This window comes from Candidatus Defluviibacterium haderslevense (assembly GCA_016712225.1).
Taxonomy (GTDB): domain Bacteria; phylum Bacteroidota; class Bacteroidia; order Chitinophagales; family Saprospiraceae; genus Vicinibacter; species Vicinibacter haderslevensis.
Genome location: JADJRL010000003.1, coordinates 2,047,640 through 2,072,662 on the forward strand (window position 1 = coordinate 2,047,640; position 25,023 = coordinate 2,072,662).

The window sequence follows — 25,023 nt, forward strand, 5'->3', positions numbered from 1 at the left end:
TTTATTTTATTTAAAAATTTATTTTAATCCTCAATAATTATTAAATATTAGTTATACTTTTGTGCTCAATTCAATAAGTCTATTAATCAATCAAGCAAAATATTTAAATAATGAAGGCAATTTTGAAACTTTTACTTCCCGTTGGTATTATAGGGATGTTAATTATTTCTTCATGTACAGGTCCGGTTATTCCCATTGAGTATCCACATGTAGCAAATTACACCAATGAATCCATATACAAATGGAATGAATTGTTTTTACAAATAGAACGTTATGCTAAAGGTTACCGGCCAGGTCCAGCTCCAAGAGCTTTGGGTTATATGGGTTTAAGTGCGTATGAAGCATGTGCTCCGGGTATGGTTGATTACAAATCTATTGCAAGCAGATATATCGGCTTGGATTTACCCACTCTAAAACAAGATAAATCGATTTATTGGCCGGAAGTTGTCAATGCATCATATGCATATTTAATGCGAAGATTTTTTGAAAAAACATCTTTTACCGATGGAATTACCAATCAAAATATGATTGATCGGATCAATTCATTAGAAAATGAATTGGAAGCTAAATACCTACAATTATCCAATGAAGTTAATTTAAACAATTCAAAAGCTTGGGGTCAGGATGTGGCACGTGCTGTTTGGGCATGGTCCGCTACTGATGTTTATGGACATGAAGCCTATTTAAATCCACAGCCTATTGATTACACACCACCAGTTGGTGATGGATTATGGGTACAGACACAACCAGGAGATGGAGGGAGAGCTATGTTTCCAAGATGGGGAAATGTAAGACTTTTAGGAACTAAAACCATTCAGGATTTGAAAGTGAAACCTCCATATTGGACAAATAATTCAGATCCTAATTCGGTAATTTATAATCAAGCAAAAGAAGTTATAGCATTAAATCAAGAGACAAAGGATCACCCTCAGGAAGAATTTGCTCATATTGCTCAATTTTGGAGTGATGATAGAGTAGGTATGACGTTTAGTCCACCTTCTAGATTATTAGCCATTGCGGATCAATTGTATCTATTGGAACAAGTTAATTTGGAAACAGCTGTCGCGGTTAATGCTCAATTAGGGCTTGCATTAAATGATGCTTCAGTAGCATGCTGGTATAATAAATATGTATATAATGTCGAAAGGCCAGTAACTTATATTAATCGTAATATTGATCCCAACTGGACTGTGGGTTGGCTTGGATTTACACCTGCCTTTCCTGCATATCCATCTGGTCATTCTACTTTTGGCGGTACTGGTTCGAGAATATTGGCCAATGCTTTTATAGATAATACTCAATTCACAGATAGATGTCATGAAGGCAGAACAGATTTCTTAGGAGCACCTAGGACATATGGTTTGATTACAAAATCAGGAATTGAAAATGCTCTTAGTAGAATTCCATTGGGTGTGCATTTTAGAATGGATTGTGATACAGGTTTAGATTTAGGTGAAAAAGTAGCACAAAGTATTTTGGATTTAGACTGGACAAAATAAAATTAGATTAAAAGATAAAATAAATGGGTAAGATGAAAGTTTTACCCATTTTTTTTTGCCAAAAATTCAAATTAAAGCACAAATAGATGATCCATAGGAAACAATAATAATTGCTTCTAAATTAATTTATTAAAAATAATCGTCAATAAATTTGCGCAACTCAAAAGTTGCATATATATTTGCAACCTTAAAGTTGCGTAATTGATTTTTTTAAAATGAAACAAGACCTATTCCAAGCCATAGCTGACCCAACACGAAGGGCAATTTTGGCACTCATTGCAATTCAAGCTTTAACACCAGGAGCAATGGCCGAACAATTTGATATGAGCCGACAAGCAGTATCAAAACATATTAAAGTATTGCAAGAATGTGATTTGATAAAACCAGAGCAATCTGGTAGAGAAATTTATTATCACTTTAATCCAAAAAAAATGCAGGAATTAGACATTTGGTTGAGCCAATTTAGAAAAAATTGGGAAACCCAGTTTAACCAACTTGACCTTTTATTATCAAACATTAAAAAATAAAATAAATGACTAACCAATTACTATTTGATTTTAAAGCTGATAAAACAGCAAAAAAAGTTATTATAACCAGAGAATTTGATGCTGAACTTACGCTGGTGTGGGATGCTTTTACCAAGCAAGAACTCCTTGACCAATGGACAGCACCAGCACCATGGGTAGCTAAAACCAAATATATGAATTTTGAAGTTGGTGGAAAAAGGTTCTATGCCATGGTAAGCCCTGATGGAATAGAGCGTTGGTCGATACAGCGGTATACGTCAATAACGCCAAAAACCAATTTTAAAATGTACAATGCCTTTGCTGACAAAGATGAAAATCCAGAATTACCGGGATCTGAATGGGATTACCAATTCAGTGAACAAAATGCTCGCATACATAATCATGTCAGCAGACCTATAACCAAAGTGGTCATAACTATTTATAACGAATCCTTTGAACGTATGGAGAAATTGCTAGAAGGCTTCCAACAAGGATATACGATGACATTAAATATGTTAGAAAATTTATTGGCAGATTTATCGAAACCACAATTAAAATAAATCAATAAAATGATGAAGTCAATAAGAAAATAGAACTTTTAAACGACCATTAATTGGCATCAATATTATTATGGATACAAACGTGCAAGAACAAATCAAAGCCTATATTAACAGCCAGGCGGAACCGAAACGCAGTGAAATGGAAGAGCTGCATACTATCATCATGAAAGTCATGCCAGGATGTAAATTATGGTTTTTAGATGGAAAAAACAGCGAAAATAAAACGGTCTCTAATCCCAATATAGGATATGGATCATACACTATAAATTATGCTACAGTAAGCCCGAATGATGGAGCAAAAACCAGAGAGTTTTATCAAATTGGTTTAAGTGCAAATACAGTCGGAATTTCAGTATACATAATGGGTATTGAAGATAAGACCTATTTAGCCAAAACATTTGGGCAAAAAATAGGGAAGGCAAGCGTAACTGGTTATTGTATTAAGTTTAAAAGGCTTAAGGATATAAACATTGAAATTCTTAAGGAGGCAATCCTATTTGGAATTAATTACCATCAAGAAAAAAACTAAACGTGCGAAGGAGTTAATTTGTAATAACAGTGTTCTCCAGTAAATAACCAATAATACTATAGCAGAAGGCTTTGTGGTACGATTTATTTTTTATTCATCAAGCTCAAGTAGTTAGAACTTTTTTCATGTTTTAAGTTACTTGACAATATATTTGTAGAGTAAAAACATAAGGTCAATAGTGTGGATAATTTTTTATTACATTTGAAGAAAATTCATATGTTTAAACTATGACGCTATTAGAATTAATTAAGGACAAAACAACAAAGCCAAAAGAGAAGATTATAACAATTGGTGAATGGTTGTTAGACGGTTCGTTACCCATAGAAGAATTAATGGTTTTTGCAGAAAATGCAAAGGATTCGGATAAAGCAAGCTGTATAGAGAGTATTGAATTTGCAACAAAACAAAATGCTATAATAGCTGATGAAAATGTTTTAAACTTTGTAACAAAATCATTGGACGAACGTGCGCCAAGGATAAAATGGGAGAGTGCAAAAGTCATTGGTAATATTGCACAATTATTCCCAACAAATCTAAATAAAACAATTGAACATTTACTCATCAATGCCAGACATGATGGAACTGTTGTTAGATGGGCGACTGCATATGCATTAGGTGAAATAATTAAATTAAAAACGAAACATAATATTCATTTAATTCCAACAATTGAATCTATATGCGGTAATGAAGAAAATGATGGAGTTAAGAAGAAATACCTCGATGCATTAAAGAAAATTCAAAAATAAAGGTATAGAAAGATAATTAAACCCTAACCTTGAATTATTTTTGAAGAACCAATTAAATTTATCATTTTAGACCTATGAAAAACTTGATTATATTACTTTTTACGCTTTGTTTTACAAATACTATTGTCTCACAAGACGGAAGATTAAATGATAGTTTTGGTATAAAAGGTATAGTAAGTACAAATATCTTAGAGTTAAATGAGTCTGCAACGGATGTATTGATCCAGGAGGATGGAAAAATTCTTATGCTTGGTTCCGGAGAAAAACTTCTGGCAACAAAAGGTATTGCACTTCAAAGATTAAATAAAGATGGCAGTACGGATTCTGAATTTGGTGAAAATGGAAAGGTTCTTACCACTAACTTTGATTACGATGCTATAGGGATTTCATGCGCAATACAAGCTGACAAAAAAATCATTGTGGTTGGAAAGGCGACACATTTAAGTGACAAAATTAGCAGTTTAATGTTAGTTAGGTATGATTCTAATGGGGATATAGATTTTAATTTTGGTAAAAACGGATTTGTAATATTAAAAACCAACAATAATGTCATTCCATACGACATGACGTTGTATACAGATGGTAAGATAGTCGTCGTCGGTATCTTGGAAATCCAAAATATCACTTACGGGGTTGTATATCGATTCAATGCTGATGGCACTATAGATAATAGTTTTTCAGTTGATGGCGTTCAAAGTATTTATTATTTTGATTTAAATGTTGCATCCTGTGTAAAAGTACAATCCGATGGAAAAATATTGGTTGGTGGGCATGCAGGAGGATCTTCAAAGTATGTTAGTGCTTTGTATTTGAATCGATATAATCAAGATGGAAGTTTAGATAGTACTTTTGATAAAACTTTTTTCTTTTTCAATCCACCCATTCCAAAAACAGAAGAAACATTTGAAGATTTGCTCATTCAAAAGGATGGTAAAATTGTAATCCTTTCAACTTATTTGGATACAATGGATCAGCGATATATTATTCTACGCAGATTTGAACAATCAGGTAAGATTGATTTAACTTTTGCGGATAGCGGCATTCAGAAAACAAAAGTTAGTTATTATACATATGCAACTAAGTTTAATATTCAAACAAACGGCAAGTTGTTAGTTGCAACTTTTACTTTTAATTCTAGTCAAGCCATTATTCAAAGATATTTAAGTAATGGAATATTGGATAATACTTTTGGTGTGGATGGAATTGCTAAAATTTCTATTAAAGACAAAGCTGCCATTCTAAATCAAATTGCAATCCAAAGTGATGGACAGATCTTAGGTGTTGGTACACTATACATTTATGATTCTAGGTTAATTACCGAAGAAGATATGTTCACCATTAGATTAAATACAGATGGAAGTTTAGATCATAATTTTGGTAATCAAGGAAAACTCATCAGTGATTTTGGATCAGATGAGAGATCTCGTGATATTGCAATCCAAAACGATGGGAAAATTTTATTAGCAGGTGAAATATTTAATGGTTTGGATTTTGATATTGTCGTGGTACGATACAATCCGAATGGAAGCTTAGATACAAGTTTCAATAAAACAGGAAAAGTAATTACAGATGCAGAAAGTAGTGAATTTGCGAAATCAATTTCAATACAAAGTGATGGAAGAATTGTAGTGGGAGGGATTCGATATAATGACAATAATGCAGATATTATTTTAATTCGATACAATCCTGATGGCAGTATAGACAAGTCATTTGATACAGATGGAAAAGTTATAACAGATCTCGGATTTGATGAGCAAACAAAGGATCTAAGCATTTACCCAAATGGCAAAATAGTACTCGGAGCAGATTATTATGACACAGCTCAATCCGATATCGCAATCTTGAGATATAATATAGATGGGAGCTTAGATAAAAGTTTTAATGCTACGGGAATTGTTTTTTTTGATACAGGATATGATGAATATATTGGAGCTTTAAATTTACAAGGAGATGATAAAATTCTTGTAACTGGGAATCAATATAAAGGAACTCGATCCGATATTTTGACTACACGAATCAATACAGATGGCAAACCAGATATAGGTTTTAATGTATTTGGATATGTTACGACAGATCTTAATTTAGGGAGAGGTTTGGGCACTTCAGTTGTTCAGCAAATGGATGGTAAAATTCTTGTCTCAGGAATAGGAGATAATAGTTTTGGTACGAATTTAAGAAATGCTCTAATAAGATATTTGCCAAGTGGAATGTTAGATACAACATTCGGAACACGTGGAATCGTATATACAGTATTATCTCAGATTGATTTTTCAAATGATGCAATTATCCAAAAAGATGGGAAAATACTTGTCGCGGGTGCAACTTACAATGGAGCAAACTTAGATATTGTGGTTCTCAAATATAATTCAAATGGTTCCTTGGATAATACATTTAATTTAAACGGCATCAAACAAATTGATTTTGCTGCATATTATGCAAATAGTATTGCGATTAATGAAGATGGAAACATTTATATCTGTGCAGAAAGCGAAGCATACGAATTTAATGATTTTGTATTACTTAGTATTTCAAATTCAATCTCAAATACTTCTACTTCAATCGGAGTGCAAGTAATTGAAAATGTTGCCGCAAATCCAAATCCATGTTCAAATCAAACAACACTTCAATTTTCAAATATACTAGATCATGCTACAATTGAAATATGGAATTCGAATGCTCAAATGGTGCAAAAAGTAGAGGATGTTTCAGGATTACAATACCGAATCAATTTAGATAATCTTATACATGGCATTTATATAGTAAAGGTAATTGATGGCAATACTAACCTTTCAACTAGTAAAATGTTAGTTAAAATGGAATAATATTATAATTGTTTTGAGTTTAATAGAAGCGTAAATACAGTATTACTTAGTATACTGGATCATGTATGACATCCTAGATATCATCAACTTTATAAAGTTCTACTTCTCCCAATTTGATCACTTGTTTCAAAATTATACACCATTGAAAATAGTTGGAAAAGAATAATATTTGCAGCAATCAATATACTGAGCGATTATTTGACAATTAAGCTTTAAAAAAACTAAAGACAAATATGTAGAAACTCAAAATTAAATGGACCTATTTAAAATATTACAACCGTTTTGTAATACTGGTCAAACTACATAGTTTTCCTAATTGTTTTAATGCGCCTTCAACGTTATCATCCCACAACAATCCGTAATTTAATTTCAAACAATTATTATATTGGTTTTGTAAAGTAAACATTCTACCTGGGGCTATGCTGATTTTGTTTGCCATGGCAGTATTGTATAATTCTATAGTATTTGCATTTTTATTTAGTTCTACCCATAAATGTAAACCACCTTGTGGATTGGTCACTTTTGTATCATCTGGAAAATATTGACTGATGCAGCGTAAAAACTGCAATGAATTTCTGTGAAGTGTTTGTCTTAATTTTCGTAGATGATTTTCATATCTGTCATTTTCCAAAAAGCTACCAACAGCTTCATGAGTGATGGAAGTTGTGTATAATGAATGATAATATTTTGTTCGGGCAACTTTTTCTTTGAACTTACCTGGGACCATCCAGCCTACACGATAACCAGGGGCCAGTGTTTTAGAAAAAGAGCTACATAATAATACAATACCACTTTCATCAAAGCTTTTGCAACAGCTTGGGCGGTGTTTTCCAAAATACAAATCACCAAATAAATCATCTTCAATTAAAGGGACATTATACTTCTCCATTAGTTTAACTACTTCCTTTTTATTTTCATCCGGCATACAACAACCCATAGGGTTACTAAAATTACTTACTAAAAGACACAATTTAATTTTTTTAGTTTGTAAGGCTTTTCTCAAGGCATCAACATCAATACCAGTAATGGGATTTGTAGGTAGTTCTAAAACATTCAATCCCAGATTTTTTGCTAAATGTAAAATACCAAAATATACTGGGCTTTCAACTGCTATGGTATCGCCTTTTTCAGTTAATGTGAGCATGCAAAATGATATGGCATCAATACTTCCAGAAGTGGTAACTATATCATTTTCTTTCAATGTCCCGCCCCACATGTATGACCGTTTTGCAATTTGTTTTTTTAAATTTTGATTTCCATCTTTGTCATAGTTTAAACCCCCACCTTTTATATTACGTGTTGCATTCACAATGGCCTTATTCATTTTAGCTACTGGCAATAATTCTAATGCAGGAACTCCTGTTGACAACTCAATTTTAGCTTTGCTAATATTTTTAGAAACAGCAAAAATGATATCTTCTATATCATCTTCTGTCTTGGCAATAATGGGTCGACTTGTTTGCGGAATATTTTTAAAATACTTGTGAGCGTATGATACATAATACCCTGATTGTGGTCTAGATTCAATTAAGCCTCTGGCTTCTAATTCGAAATAAGCTTGTTGCACTGTAGTAATACTAACACCCTTTTCGAGCGCCACGGTTCTTAAGGAGGGTAATTTATCGCCCACTATGAGCACTTCACTTTTAATCTGATGTTCCACATGATTAGCAAGTTGTAAATAAAGTAGTTCTTTACTTTTCATAGTGTAAATGTAACTGTACTGGTTAAAATAAACAAATTTGTATCTGTACTAATTATAATATTTGGTTGAATTTTGCATCTAATTAATCCATTTTTTAATAAACAGAATGAATAAGATGTATGAAATTTAATAAAGTAATAAGAGGAGCTAAAAGAGAAATGAATGATATAGAAAATATACATGCCATACTGGATGCAGGTTTTTTGTGTCATATAGCGTTTCAACACCAGGGGCAAACCATGATGATTCCTACAGCATATGGGAGATTTGGAGACTATTTGTATATTCATGGATCAACTAAAAATTTTATGCTCAATCAAATATTAGATGGGCAAACGATTTGTATTACCGTGACTCATTTAGATGGTATCGTTTTGGCAAAATCATTATTTTATTCATCGGTTACATACAGGTCCACTATTTTATTTGGGAAAGCTGTTTTGATTGATGATGACCAAGAAAAAATTCATGGAATGAAAATCATTTCAGAAAATTTAGTCAAGGGAAGAACGGATGAAGTAGAAATCGGAACTGAAGCTCAACTTAATGCCACTATGGTAATAAAATTCACCATTGAATCTGCATCAGCAAAAATGAGAAGCGAAGGCCCGATGGGAGATGATGAAATATTGGATGAGGTTTGGAGTGGAGTGATACCATTAACAATCAAAGCTTTAGAACCAAGACAAGATCAAAAATTTGGTACGTCATTAGAAATGAGTAGCAGTGTTAAAAAGTATTATGAAAAAAATAGATAGCCCAATGAGAATAAAATAGAATCATCAGCTTGGATAAGAATTGCCAAAGTGCTACTTATTCCTTTTGAAGGTTAACATTGACATTCATTAAAAGCTCTATTATAGGATGACATAATTTAGGAATGAATACCATATATTATAAGTTCAAAGAGAAAACATTAAATGATTTTTTCAAATGCATTTAACTTTACAATCAATAATTAAATGGAATGACTATAGAAATTAGAAAAGCAGAAATTGTTGAGTTTGAAAAAGTATTCGATTTGATACTGGAGTTTGCATTATACATTAAAACACCGGAAAATGTATTAACAACAGTGAATCAAATGATCGAAGATAAGGAACACTTCACTTGTTTAATTGCTCTTGATAAGGATCAAATAGTAGGCTTTTCAACTTATTTTATGGCTTATTATTCCTGGTCAGGCAAAGCCATTTATTTAGATGATTTATATGTGATGCAAACCTATCGAGGTCTTGGAATTGGTAGCATGCTGTTTGAGCGTGTTTTAGAAATTGCAAAGAATGAGCATTGTAAAAAAGTTAAATGGCAGGTTTCAAATTGGAACAGCAAGGCTATTGAATTTTATTTAAAACGAGGGGCCAAAATTGATGAAGTAGAAATAAATTGTGAACTATCTCATTTTTAGAAATGAATAAAACAGAAATTTTGCATTTATTGCAGGACACCAAGTCCTTTACCATTTCATGTTTTGATTTATCTAATAGTGAACTTAATAAAAATTATGGTGATGGCAAATGGACCATCCGTCAGATCCTCCATCATTTAACCGATACCGAATATTTATTTGTTGGGAGGTTAAAAAAAATAATGGCTGAGCCTAAACAAGTTATTTGGGCTTTTAACCAAGATGAATGGAATGAGACGTTTGATTATATAAATGAGCCATTGACAAGTAAGAAGGAACTCTATTCACTTTGTCGGGAAATGAATAGCGAACTCATTGAAAAGTACTATGACCAATTTAAAGATAAGGAGTTTGTACATAATATAACAGGTCTGAGAACCTTACAGATGGAATTTGAAAAAGTAGCCTTACATAATTATTCTCATAACGAACAAATAATGAAAGCTTTAGCATTATGTATAAAATAAATTTTAACAACAAAACATTTTCATTAATTACAAATTCTGAAAAAGGGAAAGTAAATTCTGAAACCATTTTTGAATATAAACAAAATGGGAACTTTGTAACTGCTGATTATTATGGTGGAACAATCCGGTATGGAAAAATAATTGCTATTTTAAATGAAACCCAATTAAATATGCTCTATCAATGTATAACTTTCGATAATGAATTGAAAGCAGGTAAAGCAATTGCAGACATATCTTTTACAGAAAATGAAAAGATAAAGCTCAAATTAAATTGGGAATGGTTGGGTGATCGTAATGAAACCGGGGTGTCTGAATATTTGGAGCATTAAATATTATGAAGCCAGCATATATTTTCCGAAGTGGAAACTCAGACGACATAGATCAAATAAAGAAATTGACTCTGTTCGCTTATATGCAATTTAGAAATGTTATTTCTGATGAAAATGCTAGGGTATGGGAAGAAAGCCTTGGGAACGAAATTACATATAAAGAATTATTTCTTATAGCTAGATGTTTTGTTAGTGAATACAAAGGCAAAATTGTGGGCTGTGCATTCCTAATACCTCATGGCAACCCTGATAAATGGTTTCAATCTGATTGGGCCTATATTAGATTAGTTGCTGTTCATCCGAATTGTAAAGGTAAGGGTATTGGAAAAAAGTTGACACAATTATGTATTGATGCAGCAAGATCATCTGGTGTGAAAACAATAGCTTTGCATACTTCTGAATTTCAAAATGCTGCACGACATATTTATGAAAGTGTGGGATTTACCAAATTAATGGACCTCGAATTGATATATAGCAAGCAATATTATTTATACACACTCAGATTAGAATAAATGGTGAGTAACATAACATACCACAGAGCTACACAAGGTGATATTCATACCTTAGTTAACAACAGAATTTTATTTGCCTTAGAATTATCCGGGGATCAAGATGAGAACTTGGTTCAATTTTTAAGGGAACAGATGACAAGTTATTTTTCCAATGCTACTGTCGACCATAGTTGTATTTCTTTTATTGCTCAGTGTGATGGAAAAGTAGCTGGCATTGGTTCAGTTCATTTCCGACAAATGCCCGGAAATTTCAAAAATCTATCCGGTAAATGGGGTTATATTATGAATATGTATACCATTCCTGAATTTAGAAGAAAGGGAATTTGTAAACATATTTTAAATTTATTGGTAGAGGAAGGAAGGAAATATAGTGTTACAGCTTTTGAGTTGCATGCCACCGAGGCTGGTGAAAAGGTTTATATTCAGGAAGGTTTTATCCAACACAAGGAACCTACTTTAAGAAAGATTTTGACTTCATGAATAGTAGAGATACAATATTTATAGAGTAGTGTTGCATTATTTTGTTCGTGGTTACAATCCAAAAATCATTGCTCAAATTTAACAAATTCTTATTTGGGTAATCATTCAGTTTTTAAAATAGTATTCATAAAAAAGAGCTTATGAATATGCACTACACAATATCAATGTTGAATCTCAATTCAAAATTGTTGTTCAATTTTTAGTTATGAATGGACAAATTAAAAAGAATTGTATTTCATTTGAATGCAAAAATGAAATATTAAAATGGTGCCTAATTTGTTAATAGTTTAAAATTCTTTTTATTGACTAAATGGATAGTCAAACAATTAGTTGAGACCATTAACATCTTGAATGTATTAAGTTTTAATCCAAGTGCCATCGATCCATATCTTCACTACTGAGTTTAAGAAATTGACCAATTTCACTTTTAGTGACTGGATCGTTTTTGGATTTGTTATATTTTTTTCGAACACGAACTAAAAGACGTTGACTGAAGCGAACACTTTTTCCAGTCAAATAAATTAAATCTTTAGGGTATACAATGAATCGACTAAACTTTATCATAGTGTTTGTTTAACAATTTCAATCATTAGGAATAAACTTATTTTATGAATAAAATAAGTTTGTTTCCTTGGGTGTTATGACAAATGAAATAAACTTATAGTGTTTAAGTTTACTTCAAAAAATTTTGTCAATAATTAGATAACGATTTTTTAATAAAAATATTTATTTAAACATTAATTTTTTTTTTTTTGGATCATGGCAAAGAATTTCTATTTTTAAATATTAAATGAACTCCCATGAACTCCCATGAACTCTATATGAACCATCTATCAAGTAAGTATTAAGTAACTATCAAGTAAGGAACAAGCTCAAAATGTTGTGAAGAAAAATTTAATTTTTAAAAAAATAATTCAGAGCGCGACAAAAGTGAAAAAATACGGCAAATGTGACTATAAGCGTCAAATACGACAAGCCGAAAATTAAACCTATACCATAATTCGTTTTATAAATGATAGCGCAAATTTCTAAAGCTAGCTAGAAATAAGTGCAATGATTTTTTAACACTTTAATTTTTTAATTATGGCTCGTCAAAGTAGCTTAATTAAGATCAACGGAACACTCGAAGATCTTACTTTTTTTAAATCAGCAGATGGTCACATGGTCCGCATGAAAGGTGGAGTTAGTGGTGACCGCATTAAGAATGATCCAGCATTTGCCCGGACTCGGGAGAACATGCAAGAATTTGGTGAAATGGGTCGAACCGGAAAACTGATTCGTACATCCTTACGCAATGTTATCAGCAATGGTTCAGATCCACGATCTGCCAGCAGATTGCTCAAAAGTCTTTCACAAGTATTGAAGGAAGATACCACAAGTTTACGTGGTTTACGTAAGGTGGGCATTGGATTAAGCACTTCAGAAGGTAAAGCTTTATTGGTAGGATTTAATTTCAATATTAGATCAGTGCTTACCCAAGTTCTAAAATCCGTGTTTACGATTGATGAACCAACAGGTAAAGTCACTATTGCTAATTTCATTCCTAAGCAAGACTTGCTTTTTCCAGCAGGTGCTACACATTGTAGTCTAGAATGTGGATGGTCAAACATTGATTTTACAACGAATGAAGTTAAATCATCTTCATCCCCGGAAAGTCAGTTTCTGATTGATCTTACTTCCAATAATGTGGTCTTGTCACCAACAATAGCCCCGGCAGGTTCTGGTATTACTTTCATAGTATTGAAAGTGAGTTTTCTTCAGAATCTTAATGGTCAATTTTATCCACTACAAAATGGTGGTCATAATGCCATCCAATTGGTTCATGTAAGCTAATCATTCTGCCATGAATCGGATAATGGAATGGATACTAATCCGAGAATATTTTCCGAATGGCAGCAATGGAAGTCTGTGGTGTGGTGGTCAATTGATCTGCCATACCATAGAACTTCCTTGGCTGAACAACAGTAGAAGAGTCTCCTGTATTCCGGAAGGAAGATATGAACTGATAAAGCATTATAGTCAGAAGTTTGGAAATGTGCTCTTAGTCAAGAATATTATAGATCGAGATCACATCCTTATACATACTGCCAATAATGCTAGTGAAGAACTGCAAGGATGCATAGCTCCAGTCATTTGTCTTACGGGCGAAGGCCAAGGAATCTATTCCAAAAAGGCCTTTATGCAGATGATGAGTATTGCCAACTTGAGTCTGATGAAAAAGGGAACATTATTTTTAACCATTAAAAACACAACACCATGAAAAGCATTCATAAAAGTTCTTCCAAGCCATTGAGTATGCTAGAAAGGTGGAAAGCACCCACACCAATACTCTTCAAGCGGCTTCGTAATATCGGATTAATCCTGGCAGGAGTTGCCGGAGCCATTTTGAGCTCACCCATTACTCTTCCACCACTAGTGATCAGTGTGGCTGGATATGTTATGGTAGCATCTGGAGTATTGAGTTCGGTAAGTCAGATAACAGTCGAGAAAGAAGAATAGGATGAAGTCAGATCACAGTTTTCTCGCCACATGTTTTGGTTCCTTAGTAGGCATTTGTTCTTGCATAGATATAAATGATTTGTTTAAGACTATCTTTTTATCTTCACTCGGAGCCATATCATCTTATCTCGCTACCAATCTGGTGAAGCGATTATGTAGAAAAAAGGAATGATATATTTCCTTTATTGATTTAGCAATTATTGTTTTGAGTCCCTTGAGAACACCATACCCTGGATATAGCAATATATTCAGGGTATTTTAATTTTAGGGATAAAGCCTAAAATTATGTTAAAGAAATTAATATTTAGTTATCAAAAATTATACTTCATATTAAAATGATTTATATCTTTGACACTGTTGTCAAGACAAATAAATCAAGATGCATATAGAAAACATAGGCGACTACATTAGACAGTTAAGGGAACAGGCTGAAATGCCATTACGGAAACTTGCTGCATTGCTCGACATAGACCAAAGCACACTTAGCAAATTGGAACGTGGAGAACGACCAGTAAGCAGACAAATGTTGCCAATCATTGCAAAGACTTTCAAGGTGGATGAAAAGGAACTCGTAATAAAGTTTATGAGCAAACAAGTTGCCTATCAATTGGCAGACGAGAAATTTGCAAAGGACATTTTAATTGCCGCCGAAGAAGAACTTAGCTATGCTAAATCACGAATACCAATTAAAAAAATAAAATCGGTGAGTAAATAAAGTACATCACCAAAAAGAACGGCAAGAAATAATGGAATTAAAACTTGAAAATCTAAAATATCAGGATGAAGCCATTCAAGCGGTGGTAAAGGTGTTTGACGGAACAGAGAAAAACACTTTTGACAATGCTTGCTTTGAAGGCATCCGTTCAAATGTTTCTAAACTTTCTTTTGAACAATTACAAGAAAATATAAAATCAATTGCTGAAGAAAACGGAATTGAACTTGAAACTTTAAACCTTACAGCAGAAAAGGACTTAACAATAGAAATGGAAACAGGCACAGGTAAAACGCTTGTGTACATCAAAACCATATACGAATTGTATAAACATTATGGCTTTACAAAATTTATCATTCTAGTTCCTTCTGTTGCTATCAGACAAGGCGTTTTAGGAACATTCAACTCATTTAACAGCCAATTAGAAAGCATTTACGGCTTCAAACCCAACTCTTTTGAGTATGACAGTAAGAAGTTGAGCAAAGTTACCAACTTTATTGAAGACCAGCATCCACAAGTAATGATTATGACGTTGGCTTCTTTCAACTCTGAAGACAAAATATTAAATCAGGCACAACGTGAAGATTTGTTTGCAAACATTCCTTTTATAGATGCAATCGGAAAAACAAATCCAATTATTTTAATGGACGAGCCACAGGAGGGAATGGATACAGAAAACTCTGTTAAGCAAATTGCGAAACTCAATCCATTATTTAAAATCCGATATTCCGCAACTCATAAAGCTGTAAAAAACTTACTATATCGCTTAACGCCTTATGACAGTTACAAGCAGGGGTTGGTTAAAAAAATTGAAGTGTTGACCGTTACCGAAAAGAATGACGAAGCAACCATAAAAATTGAATTAGCAGAAACACAAAACGGAACAAGTGCCCCGAAAGCTAAACTAAAGGCTTGGCATCAATCTAACTCAACAAACAAGTTTGATTTTAAACTTACGGCTTGGCTTAAAGTTGGCGACAATTTGGGTGAAAAAACAAACAATCCAAGTTACTTAAACTATAAAGTTGAACGTATCAATAAGAGTTTGAAAAGTGGAAAATGGAGTATTACTTTTTCTAATGGTGTTGAGTTATTTGAAAAACAAGCATCAGGTAATTTAGAAAACATTTGGGCTTTGCAATTAGAATGGCTCATACACCGCCATTTTGCTAAAACGCAAAAATTGGCGACCAATGGAATAAAATGTTTATCACTAATTTTTATTGACAGAGTTGCAAACTATATGGGAGAAACTCCCGTTATCAAAAACCTTTTCATTGAAAAATACAAAGGAATTTATCCTGAGTATAACGATGGTAAAGATGCAACCGACCAACATATACAAGATATTCAAGGATATTATTTTGCACAAAAAGCAAGTGGTGAATATGCCGACAACGAAGGAGGCGTAAAAGAACAAGGGAAAATTTATGAATTGATTTTAAAAGGAAAAGAAGAATTGTTGACCATTTCAAACCCTGTTCAATTTATTTTTTCTCACTCCGCTTTGGGTGTTGGTTGGGACAATCCAAATGTTTTCAATATCGCAACTTTAAACACTGCATATTCCGAAATCCGTAAACGACAAGAGATTGGTAGGGGTTTGCGTATTTGTGTAAACCAAGACGGACAAAGGATTTATGATGCTTTGACTGTTGAAGATGCTGAACGCATCAATCAATTGACTGTAATTCCAAATGAAACCTATGAAACATTTGTAACGCAGTATCAGGAAGAAATAAAAGCCATATATGGCAGCACGAAAGCGGGTGCAGGTATGACACATACGCACAAAGGCAAACCACAAGACGAAGTTCAATTCAAACGTAATCCTTCCGATACTATTGATGCAGCGTTTAAACGGTTTTGGAAATCTTTAGCAAAGAAAACCGATTATACTATTGCGTTTAATGAAGAAAATTTAATTGAAACGGCAACTCAAAGAATTAACGCCATAACTATTCCTGATTATGTAATTGAAGCATCAAGTCATTTAATTAATGAAATTACAGACGAAGGTAAACAAGACACTTTTGGCGGTACGGAAAGCATCAAGCAAAAAGCAAGGTTTACACCTTTGGATTTGGTTGAAGAATTAAGCGAAAACACAGGATTGAGCTACAACACACTTTTTAAAATTGTTGAACAATTAACCAATCACAATGAACTAATTAAAAATCCACCGAGATACATTCACGAAGCAGCGGCAATTATTCGCAACATAGAATTGGATGAAATGCTAAGAGGTTTAGATTACCATTTAATTGGTGAAAGTTATCCGTTTAGCTTTAATGATTTTATAAGAAATGTGGTTTCAAATGGTTACGTTGATACGCCAAATAAGGGCGTGTTTGACAAAATGCTAATTGATAGTGATGTGGAACGCCAATTTTCTTTAGGTGCTGACAGAGACCCCGAAATTGTTTGCTTTATCAAATTGCCAAGTTGGTATAAAATCAAAACACCCATTGGAGAATATGAACCTGATTTTGGTTTGATAATGAAACGAAAGGAATTGAAAAGCGGAAATGAGAAAGAATTTTATTTTGTGTTAGAAACCAAAGGAACAAACAACATCAACGACAAAAAAGCACTGACCGAAAGCGAAGTATATAAAATAAAGTGTGCAATGAAACACTTTACAACCTTAGGCGTGGAAGTGCATTACAACGCACCAATTAAAGATTACCAGTTCTTTAGAACCGAAGCAGATAAAACCATTAACAAAGTAATTGAACAAGCATAAGACAATGGAAAATATTAACGATTATATGCCCTTGAGTAGCGATCTGAATAAAGAGCGTTTGGATAGCCTGAAAAAACTGTTTCCTGACCTCTTCACTAATGAAGGGAAACTCAATATTGACGAACTCAAAAAGGTAGTAGACCCAAAAAACGTAAGCGAAACTGAACGTTATGAATTTCGTTGGTTTGGCAAAAGCCAGGCGAAACGTAATGCGTTTACTCCAAGTAATGCAACCTTGGTTTATGATGAAAACAGAAGCGTGAACCCTACCAAATGCGAAAACACTATTATTGAAGGAGAAAATTTAGAAGTCCTCAAATTACTTAGTGATAGTTACCGAGAAAAGATAAAATGCATCTACATTGATCCCCCTTATAATAAGGATAAAGATTTTGTCTATAAGGATATTTGGAAGCAGGATACAAAAGGATATTGGGAAGATGCTGGTGTTGTCGAAAATGGCTTTAAAATAGACACGAATGCTGAGACAGATGGCCGATATCATAGTAATTGGCTCAATATGATTTATAGTCGGTTACTGATCGCAAGGCAATTCTTAAAATCAGATGGTGTTATTTTTATTTCCATAGATGACAGTGAAGTTCATCATTTGAGAAAGGTAGGGGATGAAGTTTTTGGTGAAGAAAACTGGATTGGCACTATTGTATGGAAAAACGCTACGGATAACAATCCAACTCAAATTGCAATAGAGCACGAATATGTTCATTGCTATGCAAAAGATAAAAGTTCGTTGGAAAACGAATGGAAGAGTCAGTTATCAGATGTAAAGGAAGTACTAATTAATATTGGCAACGCCCTCGTTAAGGAAAATGACAACCTTGATATACTAATTACTAAATACAATGAGTGGTATCGTGCCCATAAATCCGAGCTCTGGCCTCTGGATCGATATAAATACATCGATACTGGTGGTGTTTATACTGGCAGCCAAAGCGTACACAATCCAGGGAAAGAAGGATACAGGTATGATGTACTTCATCCAGTAACAATTAAGCCTTGTAAACAGCCCTTAATGGGTTACAGGTTTCCTAAAGATACGATGACCAATCTGATAAACGAAGAGAAAATACTATTCGGTGAAGACGAGACAAAAATTATTGAACTTAAAGTCTACGCAAAAGACTACGAGGAGAAGTTATCAAGTATAATAGATTTAGATGGACGAATTGGGTCCTATGACTTGAAAGAGATTTTTCCAAACTCTCAACGTCTTTTCACAAATCCCAAGCCTTATAGATTTATAAATTCCTTTTTGCCCTTCGTATTAAAAAAGGGAGATATTATTTTAGATTTTTTTGGGGGATCAGGCTCTACAGGACATTCGGTCTTTGAATTAAACCAAGAAGATTTTGGCGATCGCAAATTTATATTGATCCAGATTCCAGAGGCGACAGACGAAATGAGTGAAGCCTACAAAGCGGGGTATAAAAAAATTAGTGATATAACCATAGAGCGTAATAAACGAGTTGTAGAAAGGATAGTTGAGGAAAGAAAAAAGGAACAACCCGATTTATTTACAAATGGTCATAAAGAAGATTCTATAAAAGGCTTAGGTTTTAAAGTATTCAAATTGGTAAAATCAAATTTTCCAAGAGTTGAGTTTGCTCCTGACCCAGAAAAAACGGACGAAGAAAATATAGAATTGCTCAAAAAATATATTCGAGACAAAGAGGCTCAATTAATAACAGCTTTCAATCGTGATGAATTATTGACAGAAATATTATTGAAAAAAGGTTTCAACTTAAATTACACAACAGAAAAGCAAGAACAGTTCAAAAAAAATGAAATCTATCTTGCCACAGATCCTGCTAGTGTTGGGACAGGTAACATAAAAGAAACCTTGATATGTTTAGATGTTTCCATTCATATGGATACTGTTGAGTATTTCAAGAAATACATAGACAAAAAGTTCATTTGCCTTGAACGTGCTTTAGATACATCAAAAAAATACAATCTAAAACATTATATGGGTGATATGTTTAATGCGTTTTAAAAATACAATATGACAAATCTTATTATAAATAGAGTAAATTATATTTTGTCAGACGAAGTTCCGAATTTATATCTGTCTAAAATTGACAATTTAATTTTCAGGATGCAAGTTACGCATTTTAAACAACGCATTTCAAATCGCCTTAAAGAAGAGACCTTTTCTCAGTGGGCAAATGGATTAAAAGAAGAAGATTATATTTATTACAGCTTTACAGAACCAAGTAATTTTGACTTTCTTGCAATTAAGTCCGAAGATTACCTTTTTAATAGATTCAAAGAAAAATTTATTCGGGAACAACTAATTAATTTCTTTAAAAAAAGGGCTTTTCTAGTTGAGCCATTTCCTAAAGGTAACGACCTAAGTGTTTATGAGAAAATAGATGATTTCAATAATGAATGGAGTATTTATAGAAGATACGATTTATTAGTGCGGACGCATAGAAAGGAAGTTGCATTTAATATTGGCAGTGAAAAAACACTAATAAGCAATCAAACACAAACTTTTGAACGAATTGATAAAATTAGAATTATTGATAATCAAGACAGTTTTATTAAGCCTCTTGGAGGTAAAGAAGGTGTGAATAATTGCCGAATAATTGCAAATAGAGACAAACGAACTAAATTAGGAATCAGTAATGAACCAAGAAAATTAAACTACAAGAATTTATACAAACAATTAGTTGCCTTCTACAATAACCAGTTGCTTAGCCTTGACAAGGATAACTTTAAAATCGAAGCAGGTGGATTAAAAAATGTTGAACAAATCGATTTAAACAAAGTAAATATTAATGAAAATCTTATGCTTTTCGGAAAAGAAAAGACAGATATTAATGCAGTTACAGGAATGAGAGACTATGGCATTTATAAACCTTCGCCTAAAGCAATGGATGTAAAATTCATCTTTGTATATGAGAATAGTAGAGATGCTAACCAACTTTATTTATATTTAAAAAATGGCTTAAAACACTACCCTGGCTTGTGGAGCTATGTTGGAATACCCATTCGTCTATCTGATTTAAAAATTCAATACTCAGGAGTTGATGACTTAAAAAACAGAATGGATAGTTTTCTTGCGGAAAATCTGCCAAATGAATATTACGGTGATTTGTTAGCTATAATTATTAATCCGAATAGTAGTCAGGATAAAGAAGAAATTGAGGAAGATGAAAACCCAATGTATTATGAGATTAAGAGGAAATTTTTAGAGAAGGGCATACCAACTCAATTTATCCAAGATAAAAATATTCATTCAGGAAGTTTTCATTACTTTTTACCAAATATTTCAATCGGTATTTTAGCAAAACTTGGTGGAATACCTTGGCGTTTAAAAACCAAGAAGACTGATGAATTAGTAATTGGGTTCAATCAAGAAAGTATTGGTGAAAATCGATTTATTGGTAGTGCGGTGTTCTTTTCAAACGATGGAGAGCTTGGTAAAACATTTGGTTTTCCTGAAACAAATTCTGAAACAGCCTTAATAAGTAATTTAAAATCTGCAATTGAACAATACATTAGTCAAAAAGAATCCCTGCCTGAGAGATTAGTAATACATTATTATAAACCCCAAAGCGGAAGAGAACAAAAATCAATTGAAGACCTTATACAAAAGGAATTAAGATTAAATATACCTTTTGCAATTGTGGAAATTAATGACAGTAAATCTCAAATGGACATTTGTTTTGATAAGGATTTTACAATGGGAATGCCTGAAAGTGGAACATATGTAAGAGTTAGCAAAACAGAATATCTACTTTTTAATAACACCCGCTATCAAAAAAATCCTTTAAGAAGTGTGGCCGAAGAATTACCAATCAAAGTAGCGATTCACTTTGCTGATACTGGTGGCTTTTCACACAAAGACTTAATAAGTCAAGTCTATGAATTTTCAAGATTATATTGGAAAGGATTGAAACAAAGAAGCCAACCAGCTACTACAATTTATGCTAAATTGATAGCTGAGTTTGCTGCTAATTACAATGGTGTTTTACCAAATAATGAAACAGTTAATAATACTCCTTGGTTTTTATAAGATATGAATATAACTATAACTGATGCAATAAATAATAGTCTTTTCTTCTTTGGTGCAGGTGCATCATATGATTCAGGATGTAAATTATCGTCTGGTATGTTGGAAGACCTTAAACGAAAAATTAGTAGTAGCGATAATGAAACCTTTAACAAACCCGAAAAGGAAGCATTGAAATTTTTATTGTCTTGTCTTGAGTATCATAGTGAATGGCGAACTCTTGAGACTTCGGAAAACTTTAAGTTTACTCCAAACATTGAAGAATTGGCTTTATTAATAAGAAGAGTAAAAAACAGAGAAAATTTCTTGCCATATCCCATCACTGGAAACTGGGCAGACAAACTTGTGCTTTTAGAATCAGAGTTTGATTCACTTCCTGAATCAGATAAACAAGCGGATACATTATTTGGTTCATTAGATAGGATAATAAAATCAAGACTACTTCGAGAATGGTTAGAACCAAGCAATTTAGAGTTTTTAAACCCTCTAAAAGAATTTTTCCAATCTTACCCTTCGACAAATTTTAGGATGGATATTTTTTCGCTAAATAATGATATGGTTCTTGAAAAGTATTTTACAGATAATCAAATCAATCCTTGGCGAGGTTTTGTAAGTGGCGAATGGCGTGGATTTGAAGAAGAGAATATACCAGAAGATTATGGTAGAATTAATTTATATAAACTCCACGGTTCATTGGATTGGGTTCGACTTGATAGCGGAGAATTTAAAGAAAAAGATAAATTAGTTCCTGAAGATGAGCAATATATAGAACAAGAACATAATCCTTATGTAATATTTGGTCAAGGAACAAAAACATTCTCTGTTGAACCGTTTTTTTCATTATTACAACAATTTCAAAAAAAATTAAAAGAGAAGAGTTACATTTTTGTAATTGGATATAGTTTTTTTGACCCTTATATAAATAATCTCTTAATTAAAGCAGTAAACGGCGATTCAAAAAAGCTTATAATTATTAATCCATTTTTTGGACCTGAAAAATTGAAGACAGAAACTAAAGATGGTTTTAAGTTTTTATATGATGATTTTTTTTTAAAAATAAAATACCCACAAAATATTACGGCAGTTGATTTAGCAAAGTATATCCAAGAAATTCAAGAAAATTCTTTTTATTCAGAAATGCCAGAATTCAATATTAAACAAGTAAATGCAAATTCTTTGGAGTTATTACCAGTTGGGATGAAAACATTTTTAGAAACCTATTTCAAAAATGGGGGTGAAGTATTTACTAATTTTATTACAGAATATGAAAGTAAAAGAGCAGAAGAATATCCATTTTAACTATTATTATACTGATATAAGTTTTTAATTATATTGTGATGCTAATACTAATAAGTATTAAGAGGCTATCGAAGAATACATGGAAATATTAATGTAATTATTTGAATTTGAATACATAAAATTATCAACAAGTAACTAATTAATTTATTATGGAAAAGAGATTGGAAGATAAAATATATCATTATCTTTTAGACTTATTTGAGACAAGTGCTACTTCTGAAATTCATGAGTTTCTAATGCATTCTGTAATTTACGTTGAGTACAGCTATACCTTTGTCTCTGGTGATGGAGAAGTATTACATATAATTGTTGACCCGCAGCTATATAAAAAATATCAACAATCGATACACTTGTTTAAAATATCAATTTTGAATAAATATTTTGAATTCACTCATAGAAGGACCATAGGAGTAGAAGTATATCCAGATTTAAATAAGTTTCAAATTTTACAAAACACCATAGTTCCAATAATAACTCCATGGGAAGAAATTAATAATGAGCAAAATCATATGATTAAACTTTTAAAATCAGCTACGAATTCAATTGATTACCAAAATGTAGGAAATGCTGGAAGAACAATACTTCAGAAATTGTCTAACATAGTTTTTATTCCTTCCAAACATATACCAGAAGCCTTAATCGATCTTTCTGAAGGAAAATTCAAAAACCGACTTCATACTTATATTAAATGTGAATTAAGCGGGTCTATAAACAAAGAATTAAGAGATTTCTCAATTGCCGCAATTACAACTGCTGAAAAGTCAGTTGATCTCGCAAATAGATTAACACATGACTTAAATGCAAACCCCTTGCTTGCAGAAGTTTGCACAATAAGTATTGTAACAGTTGTAAGTATTATAAAACTAATAAATAGTACCACGGTCGCGAACGTGACATTTGATTCTAAACCCTAAAGTATCGAAAATTATTATCACTTAATTTTCTATGGAAAAGAAAAATTATTTTTTTAGTTTTGCTACTAAAGATATGGCGGTGTAGCGTCTATCCATTTACATTCAAGCTAAAAGTAAAAGCTATCTAATGACACAATCAGATCAAACAGAATATATTTCAAAGGCATTTATCAGTTGTAGTTTACGGACAGAGGATAAGCCATTTGTCGACTTTATAGAAAGAATTTTGAAAGCATATAGAATATTACCTATTGGAACAGTTGGTAAGTTTTCTGCTGCACCAACAAACGCAGCAGAATTAATGAAGATAAATATACCGCTAGCCGACTTTGTTGTGGTTGTAGCAACACCTCGTTATATTCAAAAAGACCTTAAGACAGAAAATTCAAAATTTGCAATTTCCGAGATGTTACATGTAGAATCAGGAATGGCATATATGGCTGATAAACCTTTAGTTGTTTTTGTTTTGGAAGGAACAGACGTTGGTAATTTTATTCCTAATGTTACACAATACATAACATTGAACGGAAAACAAACTGACTTAGAGGAAAAATGGCAGTTAATTGGTGCATTATTAAACAACACTTATGCAACGGTTAGACTAATAAGGGATCAAAAGGACAATAAAATTTTTTTAAACACAATCATCCATGGACTTGCATTCTATGGTGGTTTCAAATTTTTAGAATCAATTTCTGATGATGAGAAACCAATAAGAAGAACATTAAGAAGAAAGTCAAAATAAAAATAGGTTTTAAAAACCATGTGATTGACAGAGAAGCCAAGAAGGAAGTGCCATTTCAGATATTATGAATTTTTTATCTGCCAAAGTATGAAGTCCTTTGAGATCTATTCTCAAAATCATCTTTATATATCTTTAGAAGTGTTTAATCGATTGAAATTATTGATCAATCACAATTTGAAATGGATAAGATGAACTTAAACTAACTAAAATGATTTAGATGCATATTAATTTATTGATATATAATAAAATACAAATATGTTAAATAAATATTTAAAAATATTTTAAAAAAAATTAGGATTTTATTTATGAACATTTTACATTTGCTTATTGCCGCAAAGTTAGGAAAAGAGAGACATGACTTAGTATTAACACTATGCCTACTAAGTATTTGAGAAAAATTATTGACCCGTTTTTTATTTCAAAACAAAATTTAAAATGATCGCAAGATAGGCGTAAACTTATTGGATTGTATTATAATTGTTTTTTTAGTTTACATAAATTCTACA

At 32.4% G+C, this 25,023-nt stretch carries 24 protein-coding genes; 22 read left to right on the plus strand and 2 right to left on the minus strand.

Annotated features, from left to right (window positions below):
- Positions 1 to 110: 110 nt before the first annotated feature.
- The 6 genes from IPK88_08250 (at position 111) to IPK88_08275 (ending at position 6,662) form a co-directional block, all read left to right on the plus strand.
- The gene (locus IPK88_08250; protein MBK8243402.1) at positions 111 to 1,499 is read left to right on the plus strand and encodes a vanadium-dependent haloperoxidase; all 1,389 of its coding nucleotides are present in this window, start codon (positions 111 to 113) and stop codon (positions 1,497 to 1,499) included.
- A gap of 215 nt (positions 1,500 to 1,714) precedes the next feature.
- Positions 1,715 to 2,026, plus strand: a complete 312-nt coding sequence (locus IPK88_08255; protein MBK8243403.1) for a winged helix-turn-helix transcriptional regulator — start codon at positions 1,715 to 1,717, stop codon at positions 2,024 to 2,026.
- A 5-nt stretch (positions 2,027 to 2,031) separates the two neighbouring features.
- Positions 2,032 to 2,565, plus strand: coding sequence for an SRPBCC domain-containing protein (locus IPK88_08260; protein ID MBK8243404.1), 534 nt, complete (start codon positions 2,032 to 2,034; stop codon positions 2,563 to 2,565).
- Between the two features lie 70 nt (positions 2,566 to 2,635).
- Positions 2,636 to 3,094 carry a DUF1801 domain-containing protein gene (locus tag IPK88_08265; protein MBK8243405.1) on the plus strand — a complete coding sequence of 153 codons (459 nt, stop codon included), beginning with the start codon at positions 2,636 to 2,638 and terminating at the stop codon, positions 3,092 to 3,094.
- 227 nt (positions 3,095 to 3,321) lie between these two features.
- Entirely contained in the window at positions 3,322 to 3,840 is a 519-nt protein-coding gene (locus tag IPK88_08270) for a HEAT repeat domain-containing protein (GenBank protein ID MBK8243406.1), read from the plus strand.
- A gap of 74 nt (positions 3,841 to 3,914) precedes the next feature.
- Entirely contained in the window at positions 3,915 to 6,662 is a 2,748-nt protein-coding gene (locus IPK88_08275; GenBank protein MBK8243407.1) for a T9SS type A sorting domain-containing protein, read from the plus strand.
- 271 nt (positions 6,663 to 6,933) lie between these two features.
- On the opposite strand, the gene IPK88_08280 is transcribed toward IPK88_08275, so the two are convergent.
- Positions 6,934 to 8,367: a PLP-dependent aminotransferase family protein gene (locus tag IPK88_08280; protein MBK8243408.1), complete on the minus strand. Its 1,434-nt coding sequence runs from the start codon at positions 8,365 to 8,367 to the stop codon at positions 6,934 to 6,936.
- A gap of 119 nt (positions 8,368 to 8,486) precedes the next feature.
- Between IPK88_08280 and IPK88_08285 the strand changes: the two genes are divergently transcribed.
- The 6 genes from IPK88_08285 to IPK88_08310 all read left to right on the plus strand — a co-directional run bounded on the left by IPK88_08285 (position 8,487) and on the right by IPK88_08310 (position 11,563).
- On the plus strand, positions 8,487 to 9,125 hold the full coding sequence (locus tag IPK88_08285) for a pyridoxamine 5'-phosphate oxidase family protein (GenBank protein ID MBK8243409.1): 639 nt from the start codon (positions 8,487 to 8,489) through the stop codon (positions 9,123 to 9,125).
- A gap of 209 nt (positions 9,126 to 9,334) precedes the next feature.
- On the plus strand, positions 9,335 to 9,775 hold the full coding sequence (locus IPK88_08290; GenBank protein ID MBK8243410.1) for a GNAT family N-acetyltransferase: 441 nt from the start codon (positions 9,335 to 9,337) through the stop codon (positions 9,773 to 9,775).
- Between the two features lie 2 nt (positions 9,776 to 9,777).
- Positions 9,778 to 10,242: a DinB family protein gene (locus tag IPK88_08295; GenBank protein ID MBK8243411.1), complete on the plus strand. Its 465-nt coding sequence runs from the start codon at positions 9,778 to 9,780 to the stop codon at positions 10,240 to 10,242.
- On the plus strand, positions 10,230 to 10,571 hold the full coding sequence (locus tag IPK88_08300) for a n-acetylglutamate synthase (GenBank protein ID MBK8243412.1): 342 nt from the start codon (positions 10,230 to 10,232) through the stop codon (positions 10,569 to 10,571). Before IPK88_08295 ends, IPK88_08300 begins: the two co-directional genes overlap by 13 nt.
- Before the next feature lie 5 nt (positions 10,572 to 10,576).
- Positions 10,577 to 11,083: a GNAT family N-acetyltransferase gene (locus tag IPK88_08305; GenBank protein ID MBK8243413.1), complete on the plus strand. Its 507-nt coding sequence runs from the start codon at positions 10,577 to 10,579 to the stop codon at positions 11,081 to 11,083.
- Positions 11,084 to 11,563 (plus strand): GNAT family N-acetyltransferase, encoded by a 480-nt coding sequence (locus IPK88_08310; GenBank protein ID MBK8243414.1) that lies wholly within the window; start codon positions 11,084 to 11,086, stop codon positions 11,561 to 11,563.
- A 363-nt stretch (positions 11,564 to 11,926) separates the two neighbouring features.
- On the opposite strand, the gene IPK88_08315 is transcribed toward IPK88_08310, so the two are convergent.
- Complete coding sequence (locus IPK88_08315) at positions 11,927 to 12,127, minus strand: hypothetical protein (GenBank protein MBK8243415.1); 201 nt, start codon at positions 12,125 to 12,127, stop codon at positions 11,927 to 11,929.
- A 519-nt stretch (positions 12,128 to 12,646) separates the two neighbouring features.
- Between IPK88_08315 and IPK88_08320 the strand changes: the two genes are divergently transcribed.
- From IPK88_08320 to IPK88_08365, 10 genes are all read left to right on the plus strand, one after another.
- Positions 12,647 to 13,396 carry a hypothetical protein gene (locus IPK88_08320; GenBank protein ID MBK8243416.1) on the plus strand — a complete coding sequence of 250 codons (750 nt, stop codon included), beginning with the start codon at positions 12,647 to 12,649 and terminating at the stop codon, positions 13,394 to 13,396.
- Positions 13,397 to 13,418: 22 nt separating this feature from the next.
- Positions 13,419 to 13,823 carry a hypothetical protein gene (locus IPK88_08325; protein ID MBK8243417.1) on the plus strand — a complete coding sequence of 135 codons (405 nt, stop codon included), beginning with the start codon at positions 13,419 to 13,421 and terminating at the stop codon, positions 13,821 to 13,823.
- A 29-nt stretch (positions 13,824 to 13,852) separates the two neighbouring features.
- Complete coding sequence (locus tag IPK88_08330; protein MBK8243418.1) at positions 13,853 to 14,062, plus strand: hypothetical protein; 210 nt, start codon at positions 13,853 to 13,855, stop codon at positions 14,060 to 14,062.
- A gap of 379 nt (positions 14,063 to 14,441) precedes the next feature.
- Positions 14,442 to 14,777: a helix-turn-helix domain-containing protein gene (locus IPK88_08335; GenBank protein ID MBK8243419.1), complete on the plus strand. Its 336-nt coding sequence runs from the start codon at positions 14,442 to 14,444 to the stop codon at positions 14,775 to 14,777.
- Positions 14,778 to 14,808: 31 nt separating this feature from the next.
- Positions 14,809 to 17,520, plus strand: coding sequence for a DEAD/DEAH box helicase family protein (locus IPK88_08340; GenBank protein MBK8243420.1), 2,712 nt, complete (start codon positions 14,809 to 14,811; stop codon positions 17,518 to 17,520).
- 4 nt (positions 17,521 to 17,524) lie between these two features.
- A complete protein-coding gene (locus IPK88_08345; protein MBK8243421.1) occupies positions 17,525 to 19,534 on the plus strand; it encodes a site-specific DNA-methyltransferase in 2,010 nt (669 codons plus the stop codon).
- A gap of 9 nt (positions 19,535 to 19,543) precedes the next feature.
- Positions 19,544 to 21,562: a hypothetical protein gene (locus tag IPK88_08350; GenBank protein ID MBK8243422.1), complete on the plus strand. Its 2,019-nt coding sequence runs from the start codon at positions 19,544 to 19,546 to the stop codon at positions 21,560 to 21,562.
- A 3-nt stretch (positions 21,563 to 21,565) separates the two neighbouring features.
- Positions 21,566 to 22,858 carry an SIR2 family protein gene (locus IPK88_08355; protein MBK8243423.1) on the plus strand — a complete coding sequence of 431 codons (1,293 nt, stop codon included), beginning with the start codon at positions 21,566 to 21,568 and terminating at the stop codon, positions 22,856 to 22,858.
- A gap of 149 nt (positions 22,859 to 23,007) precedes the next feature.
- Positions 23,008 to 23,772: a hypothetical protein gene (locus IPK88_08360; GenBank protein ID MBK8243424.1), complete on the plus strand. Its 765-nt coding sequence runs from the start codon at positions 23,008 to 23,010 to the stop codon at positions 23,770 to 23,772.
- Between the two features lie 127 nt (positions 23,773 to 23,899).
- Positions 23,900 to 24,517 (plus strand): hypothetical protein, encoded by a 618-nt coding sequence (locus tag IPK88_08365; protein ID MBK8243425.1) that lies wholly within the window; start codon positions 23,900 to 23,902, stop codon positions 24,515 to 24,517.
- Positions 24,518 to 25,023: the final 506 nt, after the last annotated feature.

Bases quoted from the DNA above. Each gene is read 5' to 3' on its own strand.
- IPK88_08340 (MBK8243420.1), top strand. From the start codon at position 14,809: ATGGAATTAAAACTTGAAAATCTAAAATATCAGGATGAAGCCATTCAA.
- IPK88_08345 (MBK8243421.1), top strand. From the start codon at position 17,525: ATGGAAAATATTAACGATTATATGCCCTTGAGTAGCGATCTGAATAAA.
- IPK88_08355 (MBK8243423.1), top strand. From the start codon at position 21,566: ATGAATATAACTATAACTGATGCAATAAATAATAGTCTTTTCTTCTTT.
- IPK88_08360 (MBK8243424.1), top strand. From the start codon at position 23,008: ATGGAAAAGAGATTGGAAGATAAAATATATCATTATCTTTTAGACTTA.
- IPK88_08260 (MBK8243404.1), top strand. From the start codon at position 2,032: ATGACTAACCAATTACTATTTGATTTTAAAGCTGATAAAACAGCAAAA.
- IPK88_08275 (MBK8243407.1), top strand. From the start codon at position 3,915: ATGAAAAACTTGATTATATTACTTTTTACGCTTTGTTTTACAAATACT.
- IPK88_08350 (MBK8243422.1), top strand. From the start codon at position 19,544: ATGACAAATCTTATTATAAATAGAGTAAATTATATTTTGTCAGACGAA.
- IPK88_08300 (MBK8243412.1), top strand. From the start codon at position 10,230: ATGTATAAAATAAATTTTAACAACAAAACATTTTCATTAATTACAAAT.
- IPK88_08290 (MBK8243410.1), top strand. From the start codon at position 9,335: ATGACTATAGAAATTAGAAAAGCAGAAATTGTTGAGTTTGAAAAAGTA.
- IPK88_08295 (MBK8243411.1), top strand. From the start codon at position 9,778: ATGAATAAAACAGAAATTTTGCATTTATTGCAGGACACCAAGTCCTTT.
- IPK88_08325 (MBK8243417.1), top strand. From the start codon at position 13,419: ATGGAATGGATACTAATCCGAGAATATTTTCCGAATGGCAGCAATGGA.
- IPK88_08255 (MBK8243403.1), top strand. From the start codon at position 1,715: ATGAAACAAGACCTATTCCAAGCCATAGCTGACCCAACACGAAGGGCA.
- IPK88_08365 (MBK8243425.1), top strand. From the start codon at position 23,900: ATGACACAATCAGATCAAACAGAATATATTTCAAAGGCATTTATCAGT.
- IPK88_08265 (MBK8243405.1), top strand. From the start codon at position 2,636: ATGGATACAAACGTGCAAGAACAAATCAAAGCCTATATTAACAGCCAG.
- IPK88_08250 (MBK8243402.1), top strand. From the start codon at position 111: ATGAAGGCAATTTTGAAACTTTTACTTCCCGTTGGTATTATAGGGATG.
- IPK88_08305 (MBK8243413.1), top strand. From the start codon at position 10,577: ATGAAGCCAGCATATATTTTCCGAAGTGGAAACTCAGACGACATAGAT.
- IPK88_08310 (MBK8243414.1), top strand. From the start codon at position 11,084: ATGGTGAGTAACATAACATACCACAGAGCTACACAAGGTGATATTCAT.
- IPK88_08270 (MBK8243406.1), top strand. From the start codon at position 3,322: ATGACGCTATTAGAATTAATTAAGGACAAAACAACAAAGCCAAAAGAG.
- IPK88_08280 (MBK8243408.1), bottom strand. From the start codon at position 8,367: ATGAAAAGTAAAGAACTACTTTATTTACAACTTGCTAATCATGTGGAA.
- IPK88_08315 (MBK8243415.1), bottom strand. From the start codon at position 12,127: ATGATAAAGTTTAGTCGATTCATTGTATACCCTAAAGATTTAATTTAT.
- IPK88_08320 (MBK8243416.1), top strand. From the start codon at position 12,647: ATGGCTCGTCAAAGTAGCTTAATTAAGATCAACGGAACACTCGAAGAT.
- IPK88_08335 (MBK8243419.1), top strand. From the start codon at position 14,442: ATGCATATAGAAAACATAGGCGACTACATTAGACAGTTAAGGGAACAG.
- IPK88_08285 (MBK8243409.1), top strand. From the start codon at position 8,487: ATGAAATTTAATAAAGTAATAAGAGGAGCTAAAAGAGAAATGAATGAT.